At 60.0% G+C, this 21,530-nt stretch carries 17 protein-coding genes and 1 tRNA gene; 10 read left to right on the plus strand and 8 right to left on the minus strand.

Annotated features, from left to right (window positions below; translation table 11 throughout):
- Positions 1 to 133: 133 nt before the first annotated feature.
- Positions 134 to 508, minus strand: coding sequence for a phage holin family protein (locus ACT3TS_RS18045; RefSeq protein WP_444532908.1), 375 nt, complete (start codon positions 506 to 508; stop codon positions 134 to 136).
- A 1,181-nt stretch (positions 509 to 1,689) separates the two neighbouring features.
- A tRNA-Leu gene (locus ACT3TS_RS18050) sits at positions 1,690 to 1,772 on the minus strand.
- 399 nt (positions 1,773 to 2,171) lie between these two features.
- Here ACT3TS_RS18050 and ACT3TS_RS18055 point away from each other — a divergent pair.
- From ACT3TS_RS18055 to pknB, 7 genes are read left to right on the plus strand one after another with little or no spacing between them, the layout of a single operon-like run.
- On the plus strand, positions 2,172 to 2,999 hold the full coding sequence (locus tag ACT3TS_RS18055; RefSeq protein WP_444532909.1) for an FhaA domain-containing protein: 828 nt from the start codon (positions 2,172 to 2,174) through the stop codon (positions 2,997 to 2,999).
- Positions 2,996 to 3,481, plus strand: coding sequence for an FHA domain-containing protein FhaB/FipA (locus ACT3TS_RS18060; protein ID WP_444532910.1), 486 nt, complete (start codon positions 2,996 to 2,998; stop codon positions 3,479 to 3,481). The genes ACT3TS_RS18055 and ACT3TS_RS18060 overlap by 4 nt, the downstream gene beginning before the upstream one ends.
- Before the next feature lie 2 nt (positions 3,482 to 3,483).
- Positions 3,484 to 5,325, plus strand: a complete 1,842-nt coding sequence (locus ACT3TS_RS18065) for a PP2C family protein-serine/threonine phosphatase (RefSeq protein WP_444532923.1) — start codon at positions 3,484 to 3,486, stop codon at positions 5,323 to 5,325.
- Positions 5,322 to 6,716 (plus strand): FtsW/RodA/SpoVE family cell cycle protein, encoded by a 1,395-nt coding sequence (locus ACT3TS_RS18070; RefSeq protein ID WP_444532911.1) that lies wholly within the window; start codon positions 5,322 to 5,324, stop codon positions 6,714 to 6,716. Before ACT3TS_RS18065 ends, ACT3TS_RS18070 begins: the two co-directional genes overlap by 4 nt.
- The gene (locus ACT3TS_RS18075) at positions 6,713 to 8,167 is read left to right on the plus strand and encodes a penicillin-binding transpeptidase domain-containing protein (RefSeq protein WP_444532912.1); all 1,455 of its coding nucleotides are present in this window, start codon (positions 6,713 to 6,715) and stop codon (positions 8,165 to 8,167) included. The genes ACT3TS_RS18070 and ACT3TS_RS18075 overlap by 4 nt, the downstream gene beginning before the upstream one ends.
- On the plus strand, positions 8,164 to 9,990 hold the full coding sequence (locus ACT3TS_RS18080) for a protein kinase domain-containing protein (protein WP_444532913.1): 1,827 nt from the start codon (positions 8,164 to 8,166) through the stop codon (positions 9,988 to 9,990). Before ACT3TS_RS18075 ends, ACT3TS_RS18080 begins: the two co-directional genes overlap by 4 nt.
- A gap of 52 nt (positions 9,991 to 10,042) precedes the next feature.
- A complete protein-coding gene (pknB, locus tag ACT3TS_RS18085) occupies positions 10,043 to 11,986 on the plus strand; it encodes a Stk1 family PASTA domain-containing Ser/Thr kinase (protein ID WP_444532914.1) in 1,944 nt (647 codons plus the stop codon).
- A gap of 57 nt (positions 11,987 to 12,043) precedes the next feature.
- On the opposite strand, the gene ACT3TS_RS18090 is transcribed toward pknB, so the two are convergent.
- From ACT3TS_RS18090 to ACT3TS_RS18100, 3 genes are read right to left on the minus strand one after another with little or no spacing between them, the layout of a single operon-like run.
- Positions 12,044 to 12,682 (minus strand): anthranilate synthase component II, encoded by a 639-nt coding sequence (locus ACT3TS_RS18090; protein WP_444532915.1) that lies wholly within the window; start codon positions 12,680 to 12,682, stop codon positions 12,044 to 12,046.
- Position 12,683: 1 nt separating this feature from the next.
- Positions 12,684 to 12,848 (minus strand): hypothetical protein, encoded by a 165-nt coding sequence (locus tag ACT3TS_RS18095; protein ID WP_444532916.1) that lies wholly within the window; start codon positions 12,846 to 12,848, stop codon positions 12,684 to 12,686.
- 2 nt (positions 12,849 to 12,850) lie between these two features.
- Positions 12,851 to 13,630 (minus strand): class E sortase, encoded by a 780-nt coding sequence (locus tag ACT3TS_RS18100; RefSeq protein ID WP_444532924.1) that lies wholly within the window; start codon positions 13,628 to 13,630, stop codon positions 12,851 to 12,853.
- Between the two features lie 261 nt (positions 13,631 to 13,891).
- Between ACT3TS_RS18100 and ACT3TS_RS18105 the strand changes: the two genes are divergently transcribed.
- Positions 13,892 to 14,146 (plus strand): cell division protein CrgA, encoded by a 255-nt coding sequence (locus ACT3TS_RS18105; protein ID WP_444532917.1) that lies wholly within the window; start codon positions 13,892 to 13,894, stop codon positions 14,144 to 14,146.
- Here the strand turns inward: ACT3TS_RS18105 and ACT3TS_RS18110 are convergent.
- Together ACT3TS_RS18110 and ACT3TS_RS18115 are read right to left on the minus strand one after the other, a co-directional pair.
- Positions 14,143 to 14,439: a hypothetical protein gene (locus tag ACT3TS_RS18110; RefSeq protein ID WP_444532918.1), complete on the minus strand. Its 297-nt coding sequence runs from the start codon at positions 14,437 to 14,439 to the stop codon at positions 14,143 to 14,145. The genes ACT3TS_RS18105 and ACT3TS_RS18110 overlap by 4 nt on opposite strands.
- 206 nt (positions 14,440 to 14,645) lie before the next feature.
- Positions 14,646 to 17,318 carry a LuxR C-terminal-related transcriptional regulator gene (locus tag ACT3TS_RS18115; protein ID WP_444532919.1) on the minus strand — a complete coding sequence of 891 codons (2,673 nt, stop codon included), beginning with the start codon at positions 17,316 to 17,318 and terminating at the stop codon, positions 14,646 to 14,648.
- Positions 17,319 to 19,070: 1,752 nt separating this feature from the next.
- Between ACT3TS_RS18115 and ACT3TS_RS18120 the strand changes: the two genes are divergently transcribed.
- Positions 19,071 to 19,448, plus strand: a complete 378-nt coding sequence (locus ACT3TS_RS18120) for a hypothetical protein (RefSeq protein ID WP_444532920.1) — start codon at positions 19,071 to 19,073, stop codon at positions 19,446 to 19,448.
- Positions 19,449 to 19,579: 131 nt separating this feature from the next.
- Positions 19,580 to 19,783, plus strand: a complete 204-nt coding sequence (locus ACT3TS_RS18125) for a tautomerase family protein (protein WP_444532921.1) — start codon at positions 19,580 to 19,582, stop codon at positions 19,781 to 19,783.
- A 1,259-nt stretch (positions 19,784 to 21,042) separates the two neighbouring features.
- Here ACT3TS_RS18125 and ACT3TS_RS18130 read toward each other — a convergent pair.
- On the minus strand, positions 21,043 to 21,530 hold a 488-nt coding region (locus ACT3TS_RS18130; protein WP_444532922.1), incomplete at its 5' end, for a hypothetical protein.

Consider the following 21,530-nt stretch of genomic DNA (forward strand, 5'->3'; position numbering starts at 1 on the left):
AACTCAGGGTTTCCGTTCCCCCAACAAGCGGGGCAACTCGAAAAACAATACACACCTTTCCACCAACACGCAACTCCACAACCCCCACACACCAACACCGCCCACGCCGACAACTCAGGGCGGGCCTGCGCTGCTATTTCGAGGAGGTCTTGAGCAGGTACTTGGGCACCAGCACGGCGCAAAGTCCGGTAACCGCCCAAATTATGAGTGCGGCAATTATCCAAGTGAAGAAGCCGTGAATCCTGATCCCGCCAAAGGGCAAGCTGGCAATGATCAAGGCCAGCCACGTGGAAACAAGCGACGCGGCGCCGGCAAGCGTCGGTACGTACTTGCTGGCCAGCTTGGCGACGAATCCTTCCAAAAGTGACTGGGCGATGGTAAAGACAACAATCGCGGTCAGGAATCCCCCGATGCCCAGATGGAAACGTGGCAGGAACAGTGCTGCGAGCAGAATCGCCACTGCTGAACTGCCCAGTTGGACGCCGATGCCAATCATTAGTTTCTTCATGCCCCGATCCTATGCGGTACTCATGGGCAGAGTGACTGCAACGGCTCGTTAACCGGTGACTCGATGTCAACGCGACTGCTGGTGTGTGCCAACACCCGGTGCCGTTCTCCAGAGATCTGGTGCGTGGGGCGAACTTTGTCGGCAAAAACTACAGCTCTCACCGCTGTGAATATAGGGACTGCGCACATATGGAGCCCGATAACCCGCCCCGGGCGTCGTTGGCAACATCTGCAGCGGTCGTTTCGATGCCGTCCGGGCTTGGGAGCCTACCCACATTGATCCCGGTCCACGGCGGCTCGAGCACGGATGACCAGCAATCGTGCCTGGCCGTGGATTCCACCATCACCGTCTCAATGCCGGCCCCGTCCAATGCCGTCTTGCCATCTACCGCTTCGGAAATCCCGCCGCTATTTGGCCAGGCACCGTTGACCAAGAAGGTGGTGGGACCGTGTTCGCCGTCCTGGTCCGCGCAGGTGTCATTGCGACGGAGCTGGTATCACCGCTGCGAACAAGAGTGACCGTCGCAGGCCCATCTTCGCCCGACCGGGGGCTGCCAGTGGCGCCTCCTATTACGCAGTCCTGTATATAGGTCTGTCTGGTCAACGTGTATACATCCGCCTGGTCGCCGAAAGCGGGCAGCTCGAGCGTTTCTGGCGGCGAACGTGTGGAGACGACCGATTGCTCCACAAGCCTGCAATTGGTCGGGATGGAACCAGCCGCAGTGGTGGGCAGTGCTCCATCAACTGAACGGCAGTAGTCCCGTGGGATCTGCTCCGGCCGAAAAATAGCGCCGGGCAGGGCCTCCGGCGCTTCGTAAGGCTGTCAGCAGGCCCTGCGGCCACAACACTTGCCTCAAATTTCTGGGCCTCGCCCGGGCCAAGACCTGATCCGGACCCTATATAGAGGAGTCCCTCACCGAATCCGGGCCACGCAGAAGCACTCCAGGCCTATCGGCGTTGAGCGCACAGCGCGGACCTCCAAGAAAAGAGTCGTGTTCCATAAACTGCCAGGGCTCCCCCACAGCCATCCGCAAGACGGGCGTTGACGAGGTTTGCGTACATCAAGGTTCTCTGCGCCTAGTGGGACCAGTCAAAGTCGTCCCGTCAAAGATGGCGGCAAGCCCAGACAAACAAAAGATCCCCGGCGGAACCATGGGTTCCACCGGGGATCTTTCAAAAACGTGCGCGAGGGGGGATTTGAACCCCCACGCCCTCTCGGACACTGGCACCTGAAGCCAGCGCGTCTGCCGTTCCGCCACTCGCGCGTTTTTTCGTTTCACCGCTTCACTTGTCTGTCGAAGTAATTTTCAACATTCAGTGGAACAGCGAGATCAAGCATATAGGACACTTTGCCGATTTACCTAAACGAGCTCCTCAACACATCTCCAGATCCCCCTTCACGACACCATGAAGGCCCGAAATTTCCCCAGATCACGCGGATCTCAACTCCAACGCAAGCGCCCCCGCCTTCCCCTACCAAGGTAGGAAATTTGCCACATCCCACCCAACTAATAGGTATATTCCAAGACTCCGGCAGTAGTATCGACTCTGAACATGGTTGTCCGCGGCGCGGACAACTGAGAGTCAGCGCCCTCCAAGGGGTGGCTGTCACACTAGTTTCCGTTGCAGCATTGCAGCAGCGACACCTAAGGAGAGGAGAGCACATGGGATTGTTTGACAACGTTGAAAAAGGCATTGAAAAGGCAGTTCGCGGCGCATTCTCCCTCGGCTCCAAAACACTGCAGCCTGTGGAGATGGCCAACGCCCTTCGCAGGGAGCTCGACGACAAGGCCATGACCTTGGACGCCGGGCGGACCTTGGCCCCCAACGTTTTCAATTTGCAATTGGGCGACGCGGATTTTGAACGCGCCCGCACTTGGGGCGTGACCCTCGCAGAGGAATTGTGCGACGTGGTCATCAACCACTCCCGCAGCCAGGGCTATGTTTTGCAAGGGCCCGTTCGTGTTGCCTTCAATCACCACGAAGAGCTGCGACCAGGTCAATTTGAAGTAGTTTCCTCCACTGAGAAGGAAAACGGCACAGCTGCCCAAGGCGCTTCGGCACAGGCTCCCTCGCGGCCGCCTGCCAAGCCCAGCCAGGGTCCTGGCACCCAAGCACCTCCTGCCCAGCCTTCGCCGGTCTACAAACGCCAGCCCGCGCCGTCGTCCGCCCAGACAGGAGCTGCGAAAGGCCAGCCGGTCCTTGACATCGACGGCCAGCGCTATTCCCTTAACGCAGCCTCCATCATTCTGGGCCGCTCCTCGGAAGCCGACATTTTGATTGACGACACAGGTGTTTCGCGAAAGCACCTGGAAATTCGCACCCAAAACGGCAGCAGCGCGGCCGTTGACCTGGGCTCCACGAACGGCAGCTACGTGGACGGCCACCGGGTTCAGGGCTCCACCGAGCTGCGCGACGGATCGGGCATCACCATGGGACGCACTCAGATCACCTTCCGCATATTGCCGGTACGAAGCGGTGGCCGTCGATGAATGATCTCAGCCTTGTAGTCACAATTTTGCGCTTCGGCTTCCTGGTCCTGATGTGGATCATGGTGTTCAGCGTCGTCGCCGCCATGCGCCGCGACCTTGTCATTGGTCGCAAGGCCAAGGTGGGTGCCCCCACGGCCCGACAGGCGCGCAAGCACCCGGAATTGGTTGAAGAAGCCCCGCCGGCAAAGGTGCAGGCCACCCAACTCGTTGTGACCGAAGGCCCGCTGGCAGGTACCACCTTGGAACTTTCCGGCACCCCCATCCTGCTTGGACGGGCCCAGGAAGCAAACCTGGTGCTTGAGGACGACTACGCCTCCGGGCGCCATGCCCGGCTGTTCCCGCAGGGCACCCGCTGGTTTATTGAAGATTTGGGCTCCACCAACGGAACGTTCCTGGGGGGCAATGCTTTGACGCGCGCCCTGCCCGTGGAACTGGGGGTTCCTGTGCGGATCGGCAAAACGGTCATTGAATTGAGGCCGTGAGCATGGCCGAATACCCGCTGACCCTGAGTTATGCCGCCAGATCGCATGTGGGCATGGTCAGGGCAAAAAACGATGACTCCGCCTACGCCGGCCAGTACTTGGCCGTTGTTGCCGACGGCATGGGCGGCCACGCAGGCGGGGACGTTGCCAGCGCCTCCACCGTCCTTGACCTCGTCCATTTGGACCACAACCAGCACAATGACGACGCCGGGGCCCACCTCGCCGACGAGATCCAGAGCGCCAATTCGCTGCTTTCCGAACTCGTCCATGTCAATCCGAAATTGGCTGGCATGGGCACCACGGTCACCGCCCTGCTGCTCTCCGGCGACCGTCTGGCCTTCGCGCACATTGGTGACTCGCGCGCCTACCGGCTCAAGGACGGCGTCTTCGAGCAGATGAGCAGCGACCACACTTTCGTCCAGCGGATGATCGATGAGGGCCGCATGACCGAGGCTGAGGCTGAGGTCCACCCGCACAAGAATGTCTTGATGCGCGTGCTGGGCGACGTTGATGCCTCGCCCGAACTGGACTTGAAGTACTTCGATGCCGTTCCCGGTGAGCGCTGGCTGCTGTGCTCCGACGGCTTGAACTTTGTCCGGCACGAAATGATCGAAGAAGTCGTCCGGCACACAAAATCCCTTGCCACGGCCGCCGACACCCTCATCGACTTGACCTTGGCAGCCGGCTCTCCCGACAACGTCACCGTCGTTCTCTTCGACATCGTCGAAGCCATCCCCGACGAGACCCCCACAGCTGCCCTGGACGCCATTAAGGCCGCCGATCCTGTTTCCGACGAGCCCGATCTGCCGCCGTTGCACCCCGTCGCTGAGGAACACGAAACCCTCGACCGCGACAGTGCTGCTTCCAGCCCTGAAACGGCCAACAGCGACACCGGTGCTCCAGACCGGGATGGCCCCACCGATTTTCGCAAGCCCGACGACGGCGCCATGGTTGTTCCTGTTCCCGTCGCCGCCAGCGGTGCGCACCCTGGTGACGGCGACGAAGCAGACGGCGACGCCCACACCCGTGACGACTCGCCCGGTGACATCACTGACAGTGATCACGCGGACAGTGATGAAGGCAGCGGCGACGGCGCCGAGGCGCTTGACGCACACATTCGGGAGTCGGTCATCCGCCAGGAGCTTGCCTCGCGCCAGCACGAGTTGGTTGGCGCGGCCTTGACGGCCAATGCCGAGGGGAAGATTCCGCTGCTGGCAAGGCACCCGGCCGCAAAGCGTGCCGCAACCGTGCTGACACACAAACCCAGCCCTGAGCCCACAATTGTGGAAGACACTGACTTGTCGCTGCCTCGATTGCGGCAGCGCCCGTGGGTGCTGGCAATTGTTGGTGCCCTGACGGCCATCGTGATTGTGGTGGGTTGCTGGGCCGCCTACGCCTGGACCCAGACACAATATTTCGTGGGCGCCTCGCAGGGAAATGTGACAATTTTCCAAGGTGTTTCACAGTCCTTGGGCCCAATTTCCCTGTCTCATGTCTACCGGGAAACCGACGTCAATGTTGAATCCCTGCCTGACTATTCCCAACAACTGGTAGCCAAGACCGTGCCGGCCTCCACACTCAGCCACGCTGAACAAATCATCAGCGACCTTCAGCTGGGCACTGGAACCAGCTTGCCGCCCTGCGATCTTGTGCCCAAACCCAGCAGCAACCCTTCAACCACCGGTTCCCCCACAAGCACTGCCACCGCACCTGCAACAGCCAGTGCGTCGCCAACCCCAAGCCCCGCGCCCACCAGCACAGCTTCCGGGACGGCGAGCCCGGCAACGACCGGCCCGGCGACACCTGCGGCAGAGCCAACCTGCATTCCCGGAGGTGGAAAATGAGCCAGCTGTTGACAGTGGCAAAGCCACGACGCAACACCGAACTGCTCCTGTTGGTGCTGGCCCTCGGCATGTCCGCCATGGCCAACGCGCTGGTGAACCTGAACCTGGGTCGCACCTTTGACAACGATTTTTACACCCAGATGGGCATTTTGGGCGTCCTCGCCATCGGTTTCCACGTGGTTCTTCGCTTCAAGGCCAAATATGCCGATCCGGTTATATTGCCTGTTGTTGTGGCCCTCAATGGTCTCGGCCTGGCCGTTATCCACCGCCTGGACATCACGTTCAACGACTCCGCTGCCTCGCGCCAGTGGATGTGGACATCCCTGGCCGTGGTGTGCGCCATTGCCGTGGTCTGGTTCCTGCGGGACCACAGGATCCTGCGCCGCTACACTTACATTTCACTTCTGGTTTCGGTCGTCCTGCTGATCCTGCCGCTGCTGCCCTTCATTGGCGCCGGCAGCGTCAACGGCGCCACGGTCTGGATTTCCGTCGGTCCTTTCTCCTTCCAGCCCGGTGAAATCGCCAAGATCACCCTGGCAATATTCTTTGCCGGGTATCTTTCGTCCAATCGGGACTTGATCCTGCTGGCAGGCAAGAAAATTGGCCGGTTGCAACTGCCCCGGACCAGGGACTTGGCGCCCATGATCGTGGCGTGGCTGGCCAGCGTGGGCGTGCTGGTCTTCCAGCGCGACCTGGGCTCATCCATCCTGTTCTTTGGCTTGTTCATGGTCATGATCTATGTGGCCACCAGCCGTGTCAGCTGGATCATCATTGGCGTGGGTCTCATCGCTGTTGGCGGCGTGGCCGCCTACCAGATTTTCCCGCATGTGGCACGGCGCATCGACGTGTGGGTCAACGCCTTCGACCCGGCCTACATTGGGGCCGACTACGGCAGCTTCCAAGTCGTTGAAGGGTTGTTTGGCCTGGCAAATGGTGGCCTGCTCGGCACCGGCCTTGGCCAGGGATCGCCCGAAGAGCTGCCGGTGGCCAACAGTGACATGATCATTGCCGTCATCGGCGAGGAACTCGGCTTAATTGGCCTCTTTGCTGTCCTGTGCCTCTATGCCCTGCTTGTTGCCCGCGGTTTCCGCGCGGCACTGGGAACAAGGGACGCCTTCGGAAAACTTCTGGCAGTGGGGCTCGCTTTCGCGGTTGCCCTGCAGTGTTTCATCATCATCGGCGGGGTCACCCGGCTCATCCCCCTGACAGGCCTGACAACCCCGTTCCTGGCCGCCGGCGGTTCGTCGCTGCTGGCCAACTGGATCATCGTGGCCTTGATCCTCAAGATTTCCGATGCGGCCCGGCGCCCCATTGACGTGTCCGCAGCGAACACACCCGCAGACCCCAAACCCCACATCGACAAGCAGCAAAAGGAGGTGCCGGCTTCATGAACCAGGCCATCCGCAATTCCTGGATAGTGGCGATCGCTTTGTTTGCGCTGCTCTTTGGCTCCATCTCCTACGTGCAGTTCTTTGCCGTGGATTCACTCAACGCCAACCCCAACAACCAGCGGCAGTTGGTGAAGAGTTTCTGCAGCGACCGGGGCCCCATTCTTGTTGATGGCCAGGCCATTGCCGAGTCTGTCTCCACCAACACCGACTGTAAATTCCAGCGTAAATACAACGATCCGCTGCTCTACGCCGGCCTGACAGGCTTCTTCAGCAAGTTCTCCGGGCAGCACGGCATCGAATCCGTCATGCGCGACGAGCTGACCGGGAACTCGGATGACGCCTTGTTCGACCGCATTGCGCAGGCTTTCACGGGCGCACAGCCGCAGGGCAGGTCGGTGGAATTGACCATCGACTCAAAGATTCAACAGCTGGCCTACGACATGATCCCGGATGATGTCGGGGGCTCCATCGTAGTAATGAACCCCAAGACCGGTGCAATCATTGCCATGGTTTCCAAGCCTTCCTATGACACCAACTTGATGGCCACCCACGACAGGGCCGCCTTCGACGCATCGATGGCTGAACTGGTCGGCATCCCCGGAATCAACTTGTTCGGTTCTTCGGCCTACAAACAGCTCTACTCGCCGGGGTCTGTCTTTAAGATCATTGACACGGCTGCCGCCCTGGAATCCGGTAAATACACCAAGGACAGCGTCCTTCCGAACCCGGCCGCGATGACCTTCCCTGGCATCGACTACACCCTGCCCAACTACGCCAACGGCCAATGCTATACACAGGACAAGGCGTCCTTTGCCTTTGCCCTCGAGAACTCCTGCAACACGCCCTTCGCCAGCATTGCGCTGGATCTGGGACAGGACGCCATCACCGCCGAGGCAGAAAAATTCGGCTTCAATGACAAGTCCCTGACGTTCCCGGATTCAGTGGTCGACAGCCGTTTCCCCGGCAGCAAGGGTGAATTGGATGCCCCGGCCTTGGCCCAAAGTGCCATCGGACAGCGCGATGTTTTGGCATCGCCGCTGCAAATCGCCATGATGACGGCCGCCATTGCCAATGGCGGAAAGCAAATGGCTCCCAATCTGGTGAAGACAGTCCGCACCCCGGACCTCAAGACGGTATCCAGCCTCACCCCGGAGGTCCTGCGCCAGTCAACAACGCCGGAAATCGCGGCTCAAATTACCGAATGGATGGTCAGTGTGGTTGACAACGGCATCGCCTCGGCAGCAGCTGTGCCTGGTGTCCAGGTGGCAGGCAAGACAGGAACCGCCGAGCTGGGGGATGGATTGAACAACTCAGTGTTTACCGGCTTTGCGCCGGCAAATGACCCGGAGGTGGTGGTCAGCATCGTCATGCCAAATGTGGATGTTGCCACCGGAGCAGAATTAACAAGTCCCAATGCAAGCAAACTCTTCAAGGCGGTGTTGAACAAGTGAGGCCTATTTCTGGTATCACCTTAGGCGGCAGGTTCGAACTCACATCACGCATTGCCATCGGCGGCATGGGCGAGGTTTGGCGGGCACAGGATTTGGTCTTGGGCCGGATTGTTGCCATTAAGATTCTCAAGGACGAATACACCGGCGATCCTGGTTTCCGGGCGAGGTTCCGGGCCGAGGCCAAGCACACGGCCTTGCTCAACCATGAAGGCATTGCCAACGTGTTTGACTACGGCGAAGAAGATGGCTCAGCTTATTTGGTCATGGAGTTGGTCCCCGGGGAGCCGCTTTCGGCCTTGATTGAGCGTGAGCATGTGCTTTCCGCCGACTGGACGCTGTCCATGATCGCCCAGACCGCGCGTGCCTTGGCCGTGGCTCACGCCCAGGGCCTCGTCCACCGCGACGTCAAGCCCGGAAATTTGCTCATCATGCCCGGTGGCAAGGTGAAGATCACGGACTTCGGCATTGCCCGTCTTGCCGACCAGGTGCCGCTGACCCAGACAGGACAGGTCATGGGCACAGCCCAGTACCTGGCTCCGGAACAGGCAACAGGACAGATCGCCACCGGGGCAAGCGATATATATTCCCTTGGCGTCATAGGTTATGAGTGCATCACAGGGCACCGCCCGTTCTCCGGGGAATCCCAAATTGCGATTGCCCTGGCACAGGTCAACGATGCCCCGCCGCCGCTGCCCGACACGCTGCCGACGCCTGTGCGCGCCTTGTTGATGTCGATGTTGGCCAAGGAACCAGGCAACCGGCCCGCAAACGCCTTGAAGTTGGCCGAAGCCGCCGAAGCCATTCGCGTCGGCAATGTCAAGGCCGCCCACGCGGCTGTCCCGGGCATGCTTCTCTTTGAAGCAACCACCGGCCCCATTACGGCACCTGTCGACGTCAATTCAACGGCCCCCACCTCGGTGGTCGGCAATGTCGCCGAACCGTCAACCACGGCCCTCCCCACCGTCATGGATGATGTCCAGCCAGCCGCCGCGCAGCCAACCCGGTCCGAGATGCTCGGGGCCGAGCGTGCCTGGCAGGCCGAGGACGACGAACACGAGATTGCACCGGAGGATGAGCAGACGACCCCGGAAACGCCTGCCAAGAAGGGCCGCAGCCCTTGGACCTGGCCGTTGGTGGGCCTGTTGATCCTGCTGCTCTTCGCCGTGGGTGCGTTGTTGATGCAAAGCTGGGGCCTCTTTGGCGGGACCCCCTCGCCCACTGAGTCGAACACCCCCAGCATCAGCGCCCCGGCCACGACGACGTCTGAAGCCCCCACGCCAACCGAGACCCCTGAGCCCACGACGGAAGCTCCGGTTGAGATTACCTTGAATCGCGACGGCCTTCGTGGGCAAACATATGAAATTGTGGCCGCGGAAATAACCGCCAAGGGCTTGGTCCCCAACCGCGTGGACGAGTTCAGTTCAACGGTAGACGAGGGGATCGTCGTGGACGTTTCTCCCGTTGCCGGCCTTCATGTTGGGGACAGTGTCGATGTCACGGTTTCCAAGGGCGCGGAGAAGACCGCTGTTCCCTCCTCCGTCGGTCAGGAGGGCAATGCCTACGACCAGGCACTTGTCGCGGCAGGGTTCATCCCCTACCGGGTCGAAGAGCCCTCCTCCACTGTGGCCAAGGGCAACGTCATTCGCACCGATCCCACCGCAGGAACACAGCTTGAATCAGGCTCCACCGTGGCCTATTACGTCTCCACCGGGCCTGAACCCGAGCCCACTCCCGAGCCGAGCAAGTCTGCAGCTCCCGAGGTGACACCGACCCCCGCTGCACCGGCCGATCCGGCCGAACCGGAAAACCCAAAGGCTCCGTAGTTGCAGATTCCCGCCCCACACTCCCGCCCATTGAAAGGACAAACAGGTTCCCATGAGTGTTCCACGCGTCCTTAACGACAGGTACGAGATTGGGGAACTCCTGGGCCGCGGCGGCATGGCCGACGTCTACAAGGCCCAGGACATCCGCCTTGGCCGTTCCGTGGCCATCAAGCTGCTGCGTGCCGACGTGGCCCGCGATTCTCACCTGCAGGCCCGATTCCGACGCGAAGCCCAGGCTGTGGCGGGGCTGAACCATCCGTCCATCGTTGCCGTCTACGACACCGGCGAGCATGTTACGAAGGACCAGCTCCGCGACAGTGCGCATCTGCCGTACATCGTCATGGAATACGTCCACGGGAAAACGCTGCGGGACTTGATTCGCAGCAAGGACGTCAGCGTCGAGCAGGCCATCGAGTACACCACGGGAATACTCTCGGCACTCGATTACAGCCACCGCTCCGGCATTGTGCACCGCGACATCAAGCCGGCCAACGTCATGGTCACCGAGGACGAACACGGTGTCCTGGGCCAGGTCAAGGTCATGGACTTTGGCATTGCCCGGACCATGTCTGATTCAGCCGCAACCATGACCCAGACGCAGACGGTCATGGGCACCGCGCAATATCTCTCGCCCGAGCAGGCCCGCGGCGAGAGCGTGGACGCCCGCAGCGACCTCTACTCCGCCGCCTGCCTGTTGTACGAAATGCTGGCCGGACGCCCGCCCTTCACCGGCGACTCACCCGTCTCGGTGGCATATCAGCATGTGCGTGAACTGCCGCCCGAACCCAGCACCTTCAACCCGGAGCTGACGCCGGCCCTTGACGCGCTCTTGCTGCGCGCCCTGCAAAAGGACAGGCAGCACCGCTTCCAGGATGCGTCGTCCTTCCGCCGCGCTCTTCGTGCCGCCAGCACCGGTGTCATGCCCACTCCCGGCCCGGGGGTCTCCCGCACTCCGCTGCCGGCGCCCGATCCTGTTGCGGTTCCGGCCAGCCACACTTCTGTGCTTGTCACGGAAAGCGTTGGCACTGAAGAGTTTGGCACCCCGGACGACGGCGGCCCCTCCACCCGCGCGATGGCGAAAGTCATGGCTGGGGGAGCCTTGACCACTGACGACCGTGCGCTCGAGGAAACCGCCGATGTTCCGCGTGCCCAAAAGCAGCGGCGCAGGGCCTGGATGGTGACCTTGTTTGTGCTCGTGGCCATTATGCTTGGCGGTGGTGCCGTGCTCGGCTACAACCTGATGAATGCCAAGCCCGCGGCCGTTCAACAGATCTCCATCCCGTCCCTGACCGGTGACGACAAGGACAATGCCGAGCTGCAGCTCACGACCTTAAACATGGTCCCGCACAGCACCGACGAATTTTCCGAGTCTGTGCCTGCCGGCGAGGTGATCCGCACGCTCCCAAAGGCGGGAGCGTTTGTCGATCCGGGCTCGGCGATCGAACTGTATGTGTCCAAGGGCCCGTCCGAGCTGACGATTCCCAAGGAGTTGGCAGGCAAGACCGAGTCAGAGGTGCGATCCGACCTCGCCGGCCTGGACGTGAAATTCAACTCCAATGTCATGGTCAATGACGGATCTATCCCGGCGGGATCCGTTGTCACAACGGACCCCGCACCCGGCGAGACCGTGGCTGTGGGCACCAAAATTACCCTGAAGATCTCCACCGGCCAGGTCTTGATGCCGTCCTTGTTTGACTTGACCCAGGAACCCGAAGCGGTCAAGGAAACTGTGAAGGCCGCCCTGAAGGCTGTCTCACCTCACTTGGACGTGACCTTTGAGGAAGCAGAAAATGCGGTTGTTACGCCAGGCATGGTGACAAATCAGTCCATTGCCGCCGGCACGGCTGTCGAGCAGCGCACAACCGTTGTGGTGACCTTGGCCAAGGCACCTCCCGAGCCTGTGAAACCAACACCCAGCGCAACGCCGACACCCACCCACAAGCCCCCGGTCATTCCGACAAAGAAGCCCACGTCGCCGTCGCCCGGCAAAGAGTGACCGCCCGGCAAACAGTGACACTGTCGACCAACCGCGGGGCGTGCGGCGGACGGCCTGTCAGCTGTTGATAAGCGGGCTCAACGTTGCAGCCAGGTCGGCCGCACCCACCAGTCCAAGGGACTCAAGCCAGTTGCCCAACATGACGTATCCACCCTCGGTGAGCACAGATTCCGGATGGAACTGAACCCCGCACAAGGGTGCGCTCTTGTGTGCCAAACCCATGATGGCGCCGTCGGCCGTCACAGCGGTAACTTCCAGTAGCTCGGGGATGCTCGCAGGCACGGCGGACAGTGAGTGGTAGCGGGTGGCCGTGACGGGGCTTGGCAGTCCCGCAAACACGCTGGTGCCGTGGTGCAGCACCTCGCTGGTCTTGCCGTGCATGAGCTGCTCAGAATGGGTGACAACGCCGCCGTAGGCCTCCGCCAGCGCCTGATGCCCGAGACAGACGCCAAGCATGGGCTTTGCATGCTTCCCGCACCATTTGATCAATTCGATGCACACGCCGGCCTCTGCGGGCGTCCCGGGACCGGGCGACACCAATACACCGTCACGGGCCGTGGCCAGCTCCACGGCCTCGGCCAGGTTGACGTCATCATTGCGCACAACAGTGGTCTCGGCGCCGAGCTGCTGCAGGTAGCCAACCAGTGTGTAAACAAAACTGTCGTAGTTGTCTATGACAAGAATGCGTATCGACATCTCAGGCTCCTCCGCCAATCGTGGAATCAGTCAGTGGGTTGAACTGGGAGAGCCACGGGAACACAAACTGCATCAACACAAGCACTGCCGCCGCAAGAAACAACAAGGTGGTGATGATGCGGAACCACAATGGCCCTGGCAGGTGCCTAAAAATCCAGCCGTACATGGTCAGCCTTTCTGGTTCGCTGCAACTTGGTCGGCAATGGCCGCTGGGGGGCCGGCGCTGGCCGGCTGCCATGATTCAAGGACCGAGTAGGCAATGATGCGTTCCTCGGAACCAAACCGTGGATTGCAGCTGGTCATCGTCAGGAAACTTTCCGTGGGGGTGACATTCGCCTGGGTGGGCACGGGCAACAGCACATCGCCATCGTTGGGCAGCACGATCTGGTTGTTGCGGAACACGTAGGTGTAGTACCCGTCCTTGGTCTGGATGTAGATCTTGTCACCGGGAACCAAGGTGTGGATGGCATCCAATACAGCGCCGTGCGTTTGCCTGTGTCCGGCAACGGCAAAGTTGCCAATGCCGCCGGGCATTGTTGAACTGTCGTAGCGGCCCAGTCCCAAGGTGTCCAGCTGTGCCGGAGCCACTCCCTCCACCAATGGGCGGCTGTACGTTGCCCCGAAACGGGGGACATACGCAACACCGAATACGGTGTTCGGCGTTTCGGGAGCGTCCATGACAACGGGCGGGCCAAAGTCGGTGGGAACATCAGGGTTCTGGGGAGTCACCGGACCCTGAAAGTCCTGTGCGAATTGTGAGACCGCTGCCTGCTGCGCCGAGTTGGCTTCGATGTTTGTCCACCACAGTTCCCACACCACGAACAACAGCAGGATGACCCCACAGGTAATGAGCAATTCGCCCAGAACCTGGATCAAGGTCCGAAAGAAACCCTGTTTGGGACGTTGTTTGCGGCGGCGTTGAGCGGCACGCCTGCGCTGGTTGTGCACCTTCGCATTGTCGGAGAGCAGCTCGTCCACGCCCACAGCTGTTTCGGCATGGCTTGGCGATTGAACCACGCGGGTCTCCTGACTGAAGTTGAGCGGCAATGTCATGCAATCCGCGGCTGCGCTAAAGACAGCTAGAATTACGTCAACAATACCGGCTCATCACCACCCCGGAACAATTCATCCAGCCACATCAGGGATAATGAACGGGCCGTCCACGCAACGAAGTCGTCGTTTGCACGATCACAATGTCAAGGAGCTCCTGTGCCAGAGTCAAAATCGCGTCGCCGCCCCACCAAAGGTCCGGCCGAAACGCCTGCCAGCAAAACACAGCAGCCCAATGCCGTCTGGTTTCTTCCCGTCATGGTGACCTTGATGCTGCTGGGCCTGGTGTGGATCATCACCTACTACATCTCGGACGGCAGGTTCCCGATCCCCAACATCAACAACTGGAACATTGGCATTGGCTTTGCCATCGCCCTGGCCGGGTTCATGATGACAACCCGCTGGCGCAGCTAGTCTTCACCGTCTTCTTTAGCTGTCTTTCGTTCTTCGCCCGCTTCGCTTTGCACGTAGCGGCCCCTGGGGCCCTCTGCGGCGCGGCCTGCCACGTCACCGGCTGTGCCGTAGTCGGCCTCAACGAACCTGCCGGTGTCGGCATTCTCGACGGCATCTTCGGTGCCCGCAACCCCATAGTCGCCTTCAACGTAGCGGCCCTCTGAGTCTCCGGTCTCGTGGCCCTTTTCTGAGCCCGATTTGCCGTACTGGCCTTGAATGTAACGGCCGCGGTTTACTTCTTCTTCGTTGGACATTGTGCCGCCCTGCTTTCTAGGGCACCAAGACCGCTCAGCCGGTTGACTGGCATGGGCGCCGCCCTTCCTTTCAGTCTAGGCCGCTTGCCGGATTCTGGACAGGTTGCCCGGGTTGTCCTTGGCGCCCGTGGCGTGGCCACAGCCAGATGGTGCGTTCCGTGCCGCCCCGTGGGGATTCTTCGATCGCGCGGTTTGCGCTTCCCCGGTTACGGGTAGTAGGCGCCCGGTTCCTCTTTTGGAGCTTCCCTGGCCATCATGGCGGCCAATTGATCCCGGGATTGGATGTCCAGCTTGATGAACGTCCGGTAAAGGTGGCCCTCAATGGTGCGCAGTGAAACATTCAGCCGACCCGCGATGGAACTGTTGGATTCCCCTTGGGCCACAAGCAGGGCAATTTGGTGCTCACGCCGTGTCATCTTGGGCTGGTCAATGGCCTGGAATACCGGTGACACAAGCCCGGGCATTTGCTCGCGCATGGCCACAACCTTGCTTGCTGATTTGCGGCTCTTATGCACTTTTCCGTGGTCACTGAACTTCTTCAATGCATGCGCGGCAAGCTCCACGGCAACAAGCTCAAAGCCGTAATCCATGGCAGTGGCGCTGGCATGGTCAAGGCTTGCGGCATCCTGGGACCGCATGGCCTTGGACCACTCGACAAAGAACTCCCGGCTGCTGGATTCCAACAGTTCCGCGACCTCCGCCAACCTGACAATCGCGGCTGCGTCGCCCACGCGAACCATCAAGGACAGGACAGCCAGCTCGATGCCGAGGTAGCCGTGTCCCTCGCACTCCCGCCGCAAGCTTCGCAGCCGGGCCAAACCCAATTCCGATTGGCCGGTCATGAACTGGGCGGCAGCGGCGTAGGCTGCACCCTCCAATTCGTAGAACTTGCCGCTGCGGCGGTTCACCGATGACAGCTGTGACAGGCTGTCCTGCGACCCCGGCAGGTCCCCGCGCATGACGAGGCAGTAAGCCTGCAGGCCAAGAGCAGTGGGCAGAACCGACCACGGATCGTAGTCATGGAGCGCACCCACCGCAGACTCCAAAACTGACAAGGCTTCCTCAATATGACCTCGCCGGACCTGCATCATGGCAGCACCCAAGTCCCGCAACCCCCCGGAATACAGCATCAGGTCAGGATTGACGAATGTTGCCGGTTCCAGGGCCGCGCGCACATACTCCCAAGCGCCGTCATAAATAAATGCAGCAACGGAGCGGGTGTAAGCCAGGATTGCAATGTCCGGACGCGGGAAACCAGCGGGACTTTCCAGCTCTCCAATGACTTCCATGGCCAGTGCAACCGCCGAGCGCATCTGCCCGGTGGCGCTGAGCACCTCAACGTGCAGCGACTTTAGGAGGACCTGGTCGGCAACATTGCCGGTCAGTGGATGGTCCAAGAGTGCCTTGATGCCCTCGACGGCGCTCTCCACGTTGCCCAGGGAAACGTCATTGATGGCGTGCACAATCAACACGTCGACGTCGGCCCTCGTGGCGGATTCGTTGAGGACAACCGGGCCAAACCGGCTCTCATACACGGAAGCCGCCTCTTCGAAGCGGGCCCGGTAATCCGGTTCGGAGGAGTGACTCAGTTGCACCGCACGCAGCGCGCCGGCGGCAACCTGCGGGGACGCCGCCACGTCGAGCGCACGCATGGCAAGGCTTCGTGCCTCGTCCGCAGCGTTTAAGTTCAGTTGGGCAATCGAACGCTCGGCCAGCAAGGCCGCCGCGTGGACGGTGCCGACACCCCTGCCACTAAATTGCAAGGCCTCACGCGGACGCATGAGCTGATTTGCCCATACTGTCGCTTCAAGAATGCGGTCTTCATTGACGGGCAGTCCGCAGTCCAGTGCCCACCGGGTGAAATTGATGATTGTTTCAGGGTCGGAGTGGTCCACAGTGGGCAGGAACTTCGTCACTTCAGCAAGGAACCGTCTGCTGCGCCCGACCGGAACCATCGCACGGATGGCGGCCGTCATGGCTTGGCGGGCGAGGCGCATGGTCAACGCCGGGCCGGGAACGATCTCCACCAGCTCGCGCTGCTGAATCTGGTCAACTATCTCCGGACTCGTCAAGTCCAGCATGACGTCCAACGGAAGCGAGCCGGCCAGCGCAAGAATTTCAACAATTCGCCGGGTCTCATCTGTCTGGTGATCCAGGTCCATCTGCAGGAACTCCCAAGACTCTGTTCCCAACCGGCCAGCCGGATGATCGAGCATCCACACGTTGTTGACTTTGCGAAGGGACCCCTCCTCCTGAGCACCCGCCACCAGCCCATGGAGCACCAGCGGGTTCCCTGCAGAGCGGCTGGCCAGATAGTTGGCGGCAGGAACTGCCACCTTTCCACCCAGAATCTCCTCAAGGAAATTTTGTATGTCTTCGGCTTGCAGCGGCGCCAATTCGAAACGAGTCAGGTGCCCGTCCCGCCACAGTTCCCGCAAGTAGGTGTTGTGGCTGCCGGGCTGGTCCACCAAGATCAATTTCGCTTCTGAGGACATGACCACTTGCATAATGATGGACGCGCTTTGACTGTCCAGATACTCAGCGTTGTCCACCATCAGGAATACGCCGCTCGAACTCGCTGCCGCCGTGTGGATTTGATCCAGCAGACCGTTGAGCACCTCATAATGGTCGTTGCTGCGGACGAGATTCACGCCTACTCGTGCATTGACCGCCCCAAAGGGAATCGCCGCCAGTGCCTTGCTTGCAGACAGCCTGATCGTGACAGCCTCCGGGCCCAGCGCGGACCGGATTTGTCCCAGCATCCACGTTTTTCCGGCACCACGGGAACCAACAATAAGCACCCCTCGCGAGGAGCTGCCAGTCAGCTTCCTTACAATATCCCCAACATTTGCCCGGCGGGCCACGCATCCCCATTTCATTAATCACCGGCCGAGCCTGCCCGGCTTACACACCAACCGCAGCGCCCGGCCAGCCGGACGCTGCGTTGACTCGATCAGCTAAAACTATCTTGAGTATATGGATGCAACGGGGTTGTGTCGATGAAAAGGACGAGTTGGGGACGAATCCGTTGTTTTCCGGGCACAGAACCTGCGTTTTTCGCTGACGAGACTCACCAGTGGTTGGTGGTGCCGCAACAGGCTCCGCGGCAGACGTGCAGCCGCACCCGGCGGCAGTCCAGACACAGCTGTCGGTGTCCGCGGCACCCCTGGTTTGCCCCGCGTGTTCCGGCCATGTGCCCCACAGTCCGCTGTGGCCCCTCAGTGGCTGGGCGTTGGACCAGGAGTTGGGCGGAGGATCCATGGGGCCCTGCCTCTGTCCGGCCGGTGTTGGAGCGCAGCCAGCCCTCGGTCACAGTCAGTGTTGGGCTTCAGCCAGGCGCCGGACTGGACGCCATCGTGGACCGGCACCTCTCAAGAGAGCCAACTCCGAAAACACTCATTGGGCGATACCCGCCTGAACGTACGGCCCCTGCCAGCCACCGACGTTGCATGCAGCCCCAACGCAAAGTCATCAGCATGCAGCCGGTGACACGAAACTGACAAAAGTGACATCCAAAACGAGAACGTGCAAAGTGCATGTAGGATCCCAAGCTAGCTGTCACCAGCGAATCGCTCTGATCTGCGACGATGTGCAGGCTAAGATCACTCAAATTTTCAGTTTCGTGTCACTTTCCTACAGGCTGTTGGCCGTCGATGAAGACGACGGCACTCCGCTCTGCGTACGGCGACCAAACACTTTGGACCAATCAGGTATTGATGAGCACAAACCCAGCGATTGTCCGAGTCAGAAAAGTTGCCTCAGAAGGACAAAAATCCTGTCCCGTATAGGGTCCGTTCACCGGGCTTTTTCGCGGGCACCCTATACGGGAATGTGGCTCCTGAAGAACCCTGCAGTTTTGAAAATTTCAGAAGTCGCCTGCACACGCTCCGGTAAGGGACCGGCTTGCGGGACGGGTTGGCGGCGTCAATACGGGATACCCCTTTCGGGCGTTGCGAGAGTTCCAGGTACAAGAAGGTGCTTGTTCTAGTTCCGCCAATAGGACCGCGAATGACGGCGCCCAAACGAACAGTCATAGATGCCCGGGCAGACCCAGCCGCATTGATTTCAGGATTCATGGTTGGATTGCAGGCATGGAGAAACGATGGAGCGGCCATAGATGGCTTGCCTTGGCTTGGGCATTGTTGGGCTTGTCTTTGGTATCCACAGTCGTGGCATTGGGTGTCTGGTTTTTCGGTGTTGACCCTGACGACTACGAGACAAGGAACTTCAGCGCAGTACTTTTTCAGCGCCAGCTGACGCTTGCCGGAGCGTTACTTCTCCCGGGGCTCTCAGCCGCAGCGGCTATCCGATCGATGTTTGTCACGCCTCGCCGCCTGTCCCGGGGTATCGCATCATTGCTTGTTCTGCTATTGGCTGCAGTCGTTTTCTGGTTCTGCTGTTCATTGGGCTTTTCGGCAATTGACCATGCGAGCCGAGCCGCCTTGCGGCACGGATAAAGCACTTTCCGATGAGGGTTTCCCGCAGAGCGTTCGGCTGTGGGACGGGCTAGGTCCACGCAAACGCTACTTCTGGTCGGAGCGTCGTCGCAACACCATATCAGTGCCGCGCGGAGTATTTCTGGCCCAGAAACGCATGCCCTAGGCGCCCTGGGCTGTGAGACGATGAGGAACATGGACACCAAGCAAAAAGTAGCCATCGGTTTGAGCGAAGACGAGCGCAGTATCCTGTTCCAGGGCCTCGCACAATGGGGCGGACCGGCCAAAGGGACAGAGGCCATGGCCATTGCAATTGGCTTTAGCGGGACTTCCGACTTGTACAGGGACGGCCATCGAATCGCGGCCGACATCCGGTCGGGAAGCCCCCTGACCATTGCCGACTGGCATCGCGCATTACTGGCTACCGAAATCATGTTCGCCAGTGGCGTTGTTGGTGCCGGACTTGAATGGCACGGTGTTACTGGCTGGGACGACGTAACAACCCTTGGCCTCTTGCGTGCCGTGCAACTTAAAGTCTTGCACGCAACCGCACCTATACTCCGCGGAGACTAAGACCCAGCAGTTCCTCTCACATAGAATTCTGCCGGAACCTTTGCCCCCGCAAAGCGTCCCGTCATGGGGACCAACATCCGTCTTCGCACTATCGTGGCCAAGGGGATGTCGACCTATGACACAATTTTCGAATGCCCCTTATTCAAGTCCTAAACGCCTCCCCAGCATCTACCGACAAGAAGCGTGAGCTGTTGGCTGCCCTGACGGCGACTTACGCTGAAGTCATGGAAATTCGGCCAGATACTATTCGCGTTGTCCTCCACGAAGTGCCCCGTGAAAACTGGTCGGTGGCGGGAGTGACGCTGGCCGATTCGGGCCAAAACGAATCCATATAACGACGGACTGGTGCCATCGGCTCCGAATTGTCCACTCAGGGTTCCTTTTGCGGCCAGGTATGGCGACCTGAAGGCGGCACGCTTAACTGAGCACGCAACAGGGAGAAGGGTCCAAAGTTGCGCCTAGGGGCCGTAGCGGCCTTTGCCACGATCAATATCGCGCCGAGCATCTCGGATGGCCTTCGCTACATCAGGATTTTGGGCTTCAATGTCATTGGCACTCTTGTCAAAGCTTCGGAATGACCGAAATAACACCGGCAAAAGACAAAGTATGCAGATCCCCGCGATGATCAAAATAGACGCGATGTCCATGGATAGAATCCCCCAATAGTAGAAACAACGACAGGAAATATGCTGACGCCGTCCGGTACGTCCTATCTATGAGGCTAGCCTGCTCACGTCCCCTTCCGCGAAATCGCGACAGGCCCGCAAATCCGGGAACATCGACGAGTCGATCGTAACCAACAGGATCACTGATATTTGCATCTTTCGAGTAGGACTTCCACCCACGAAATAGAGTCCCGCAGCGGGTTCCCCATCCGATGCGTGAGGTGATGAGTGTTTGTCATGTGGATATCGCTTATTTGGTGGCGAAAACGGTCACCCAAATTTGAGTTCCAGCATCGACTTTGACCTCAACTGCCTGGTCCTTCGCAGGATCATCCACTGGGTATGCCACGCTGCTCCCGACGTCCAACGAGCACTTGCCCCAGCCCGATCCATCTTGATTCAAACTAACTTCCCAGCCACCGGTACCCACACAGGCCACCGTAGCGCCCACCTGCTTGTATCCTTCCGGGAAAGGCCCAACTTGAACGGTTGAAGGTCCGGTCCCGCTAAATTGCTTCATCACCATTGACGACGTCGGTGACCTCTCTACCATTGCCTTCTGGTCCCCGAAGATCCTGATGGAATCACCGCTTGGCTGCGTTTTCGTCTCGACTGGCGTCGGAGCAGATGACGCATCTCCGTTCGTGCACCCAGACAAAACACAAGCCAAAACTACGGCCACCAACACTGACAGCGAGCTACTTTTCTTCCCCATCGTGAAAGCATATAGCTCACTACACAGATACAACGCTTTCTGGCCAGGACCCTCACCCGGGCAGGTCCAAATTGTTCCGCTCAGGGTTCCCCTTACGGGACGGTGTTCGACGATGATCACATGGGATCAGCAGCGTCTCCATCTTTATCTCGAGTTCTTGATAATTGCGGATAGTTCAAGATAAACGCGCCTGCAGTCAAGTATTGGCTGCGGGTCATTCTGAATGATCGCCGCTGGCGACTTGCGGGCGCCAGATGACTGGTTCTCCTATGCCGCGGGCTTGGAGCATCTCCTTGGCCAGGATATTGAAGTGGTACTGGACAGTTCGGCGGTAGTCCTGGTCGGTCTGCCACATCTCGGCTTCTGTGGGGCTCATGGTTAGTCGGCTGTAGAGGGCAGGAACGAACCGTATATCTCCGCCTGTGTACATGGACCAGAACCTGCAAGTTAGTGCGGGAAAGTCGGCGCTGGTTCCGACAGAGTCCTGCCAATACTTGGTGAGTGTTTTCGTCAGTGGTTCCGGGTTGAGGAGTTCCTTGCGGCGCCGGCCATAGTCAATCAAGAGTTCCTCTTCGTTGAGTGCTTCGAGGAAAGGCTTGATCCGGTAGACCTGGCGGTTTACTTCACCGACGAGATCGTTCTTTCTGACGTTTCTGGTGATCCGGTAGTGGTCTTTATATTGGAGCCCCAGACGACCCGCTG

It is taken from the genome of Specibacter sp. AOP5-B1-6, from assembly GCF_052376555.1.
In the GTDB taxonomy this organism is placed as follows: Bacteria; Actinomycetota; Actinomycetes; order Actinomycetales; family Micrococcaceae; genus Specibacter.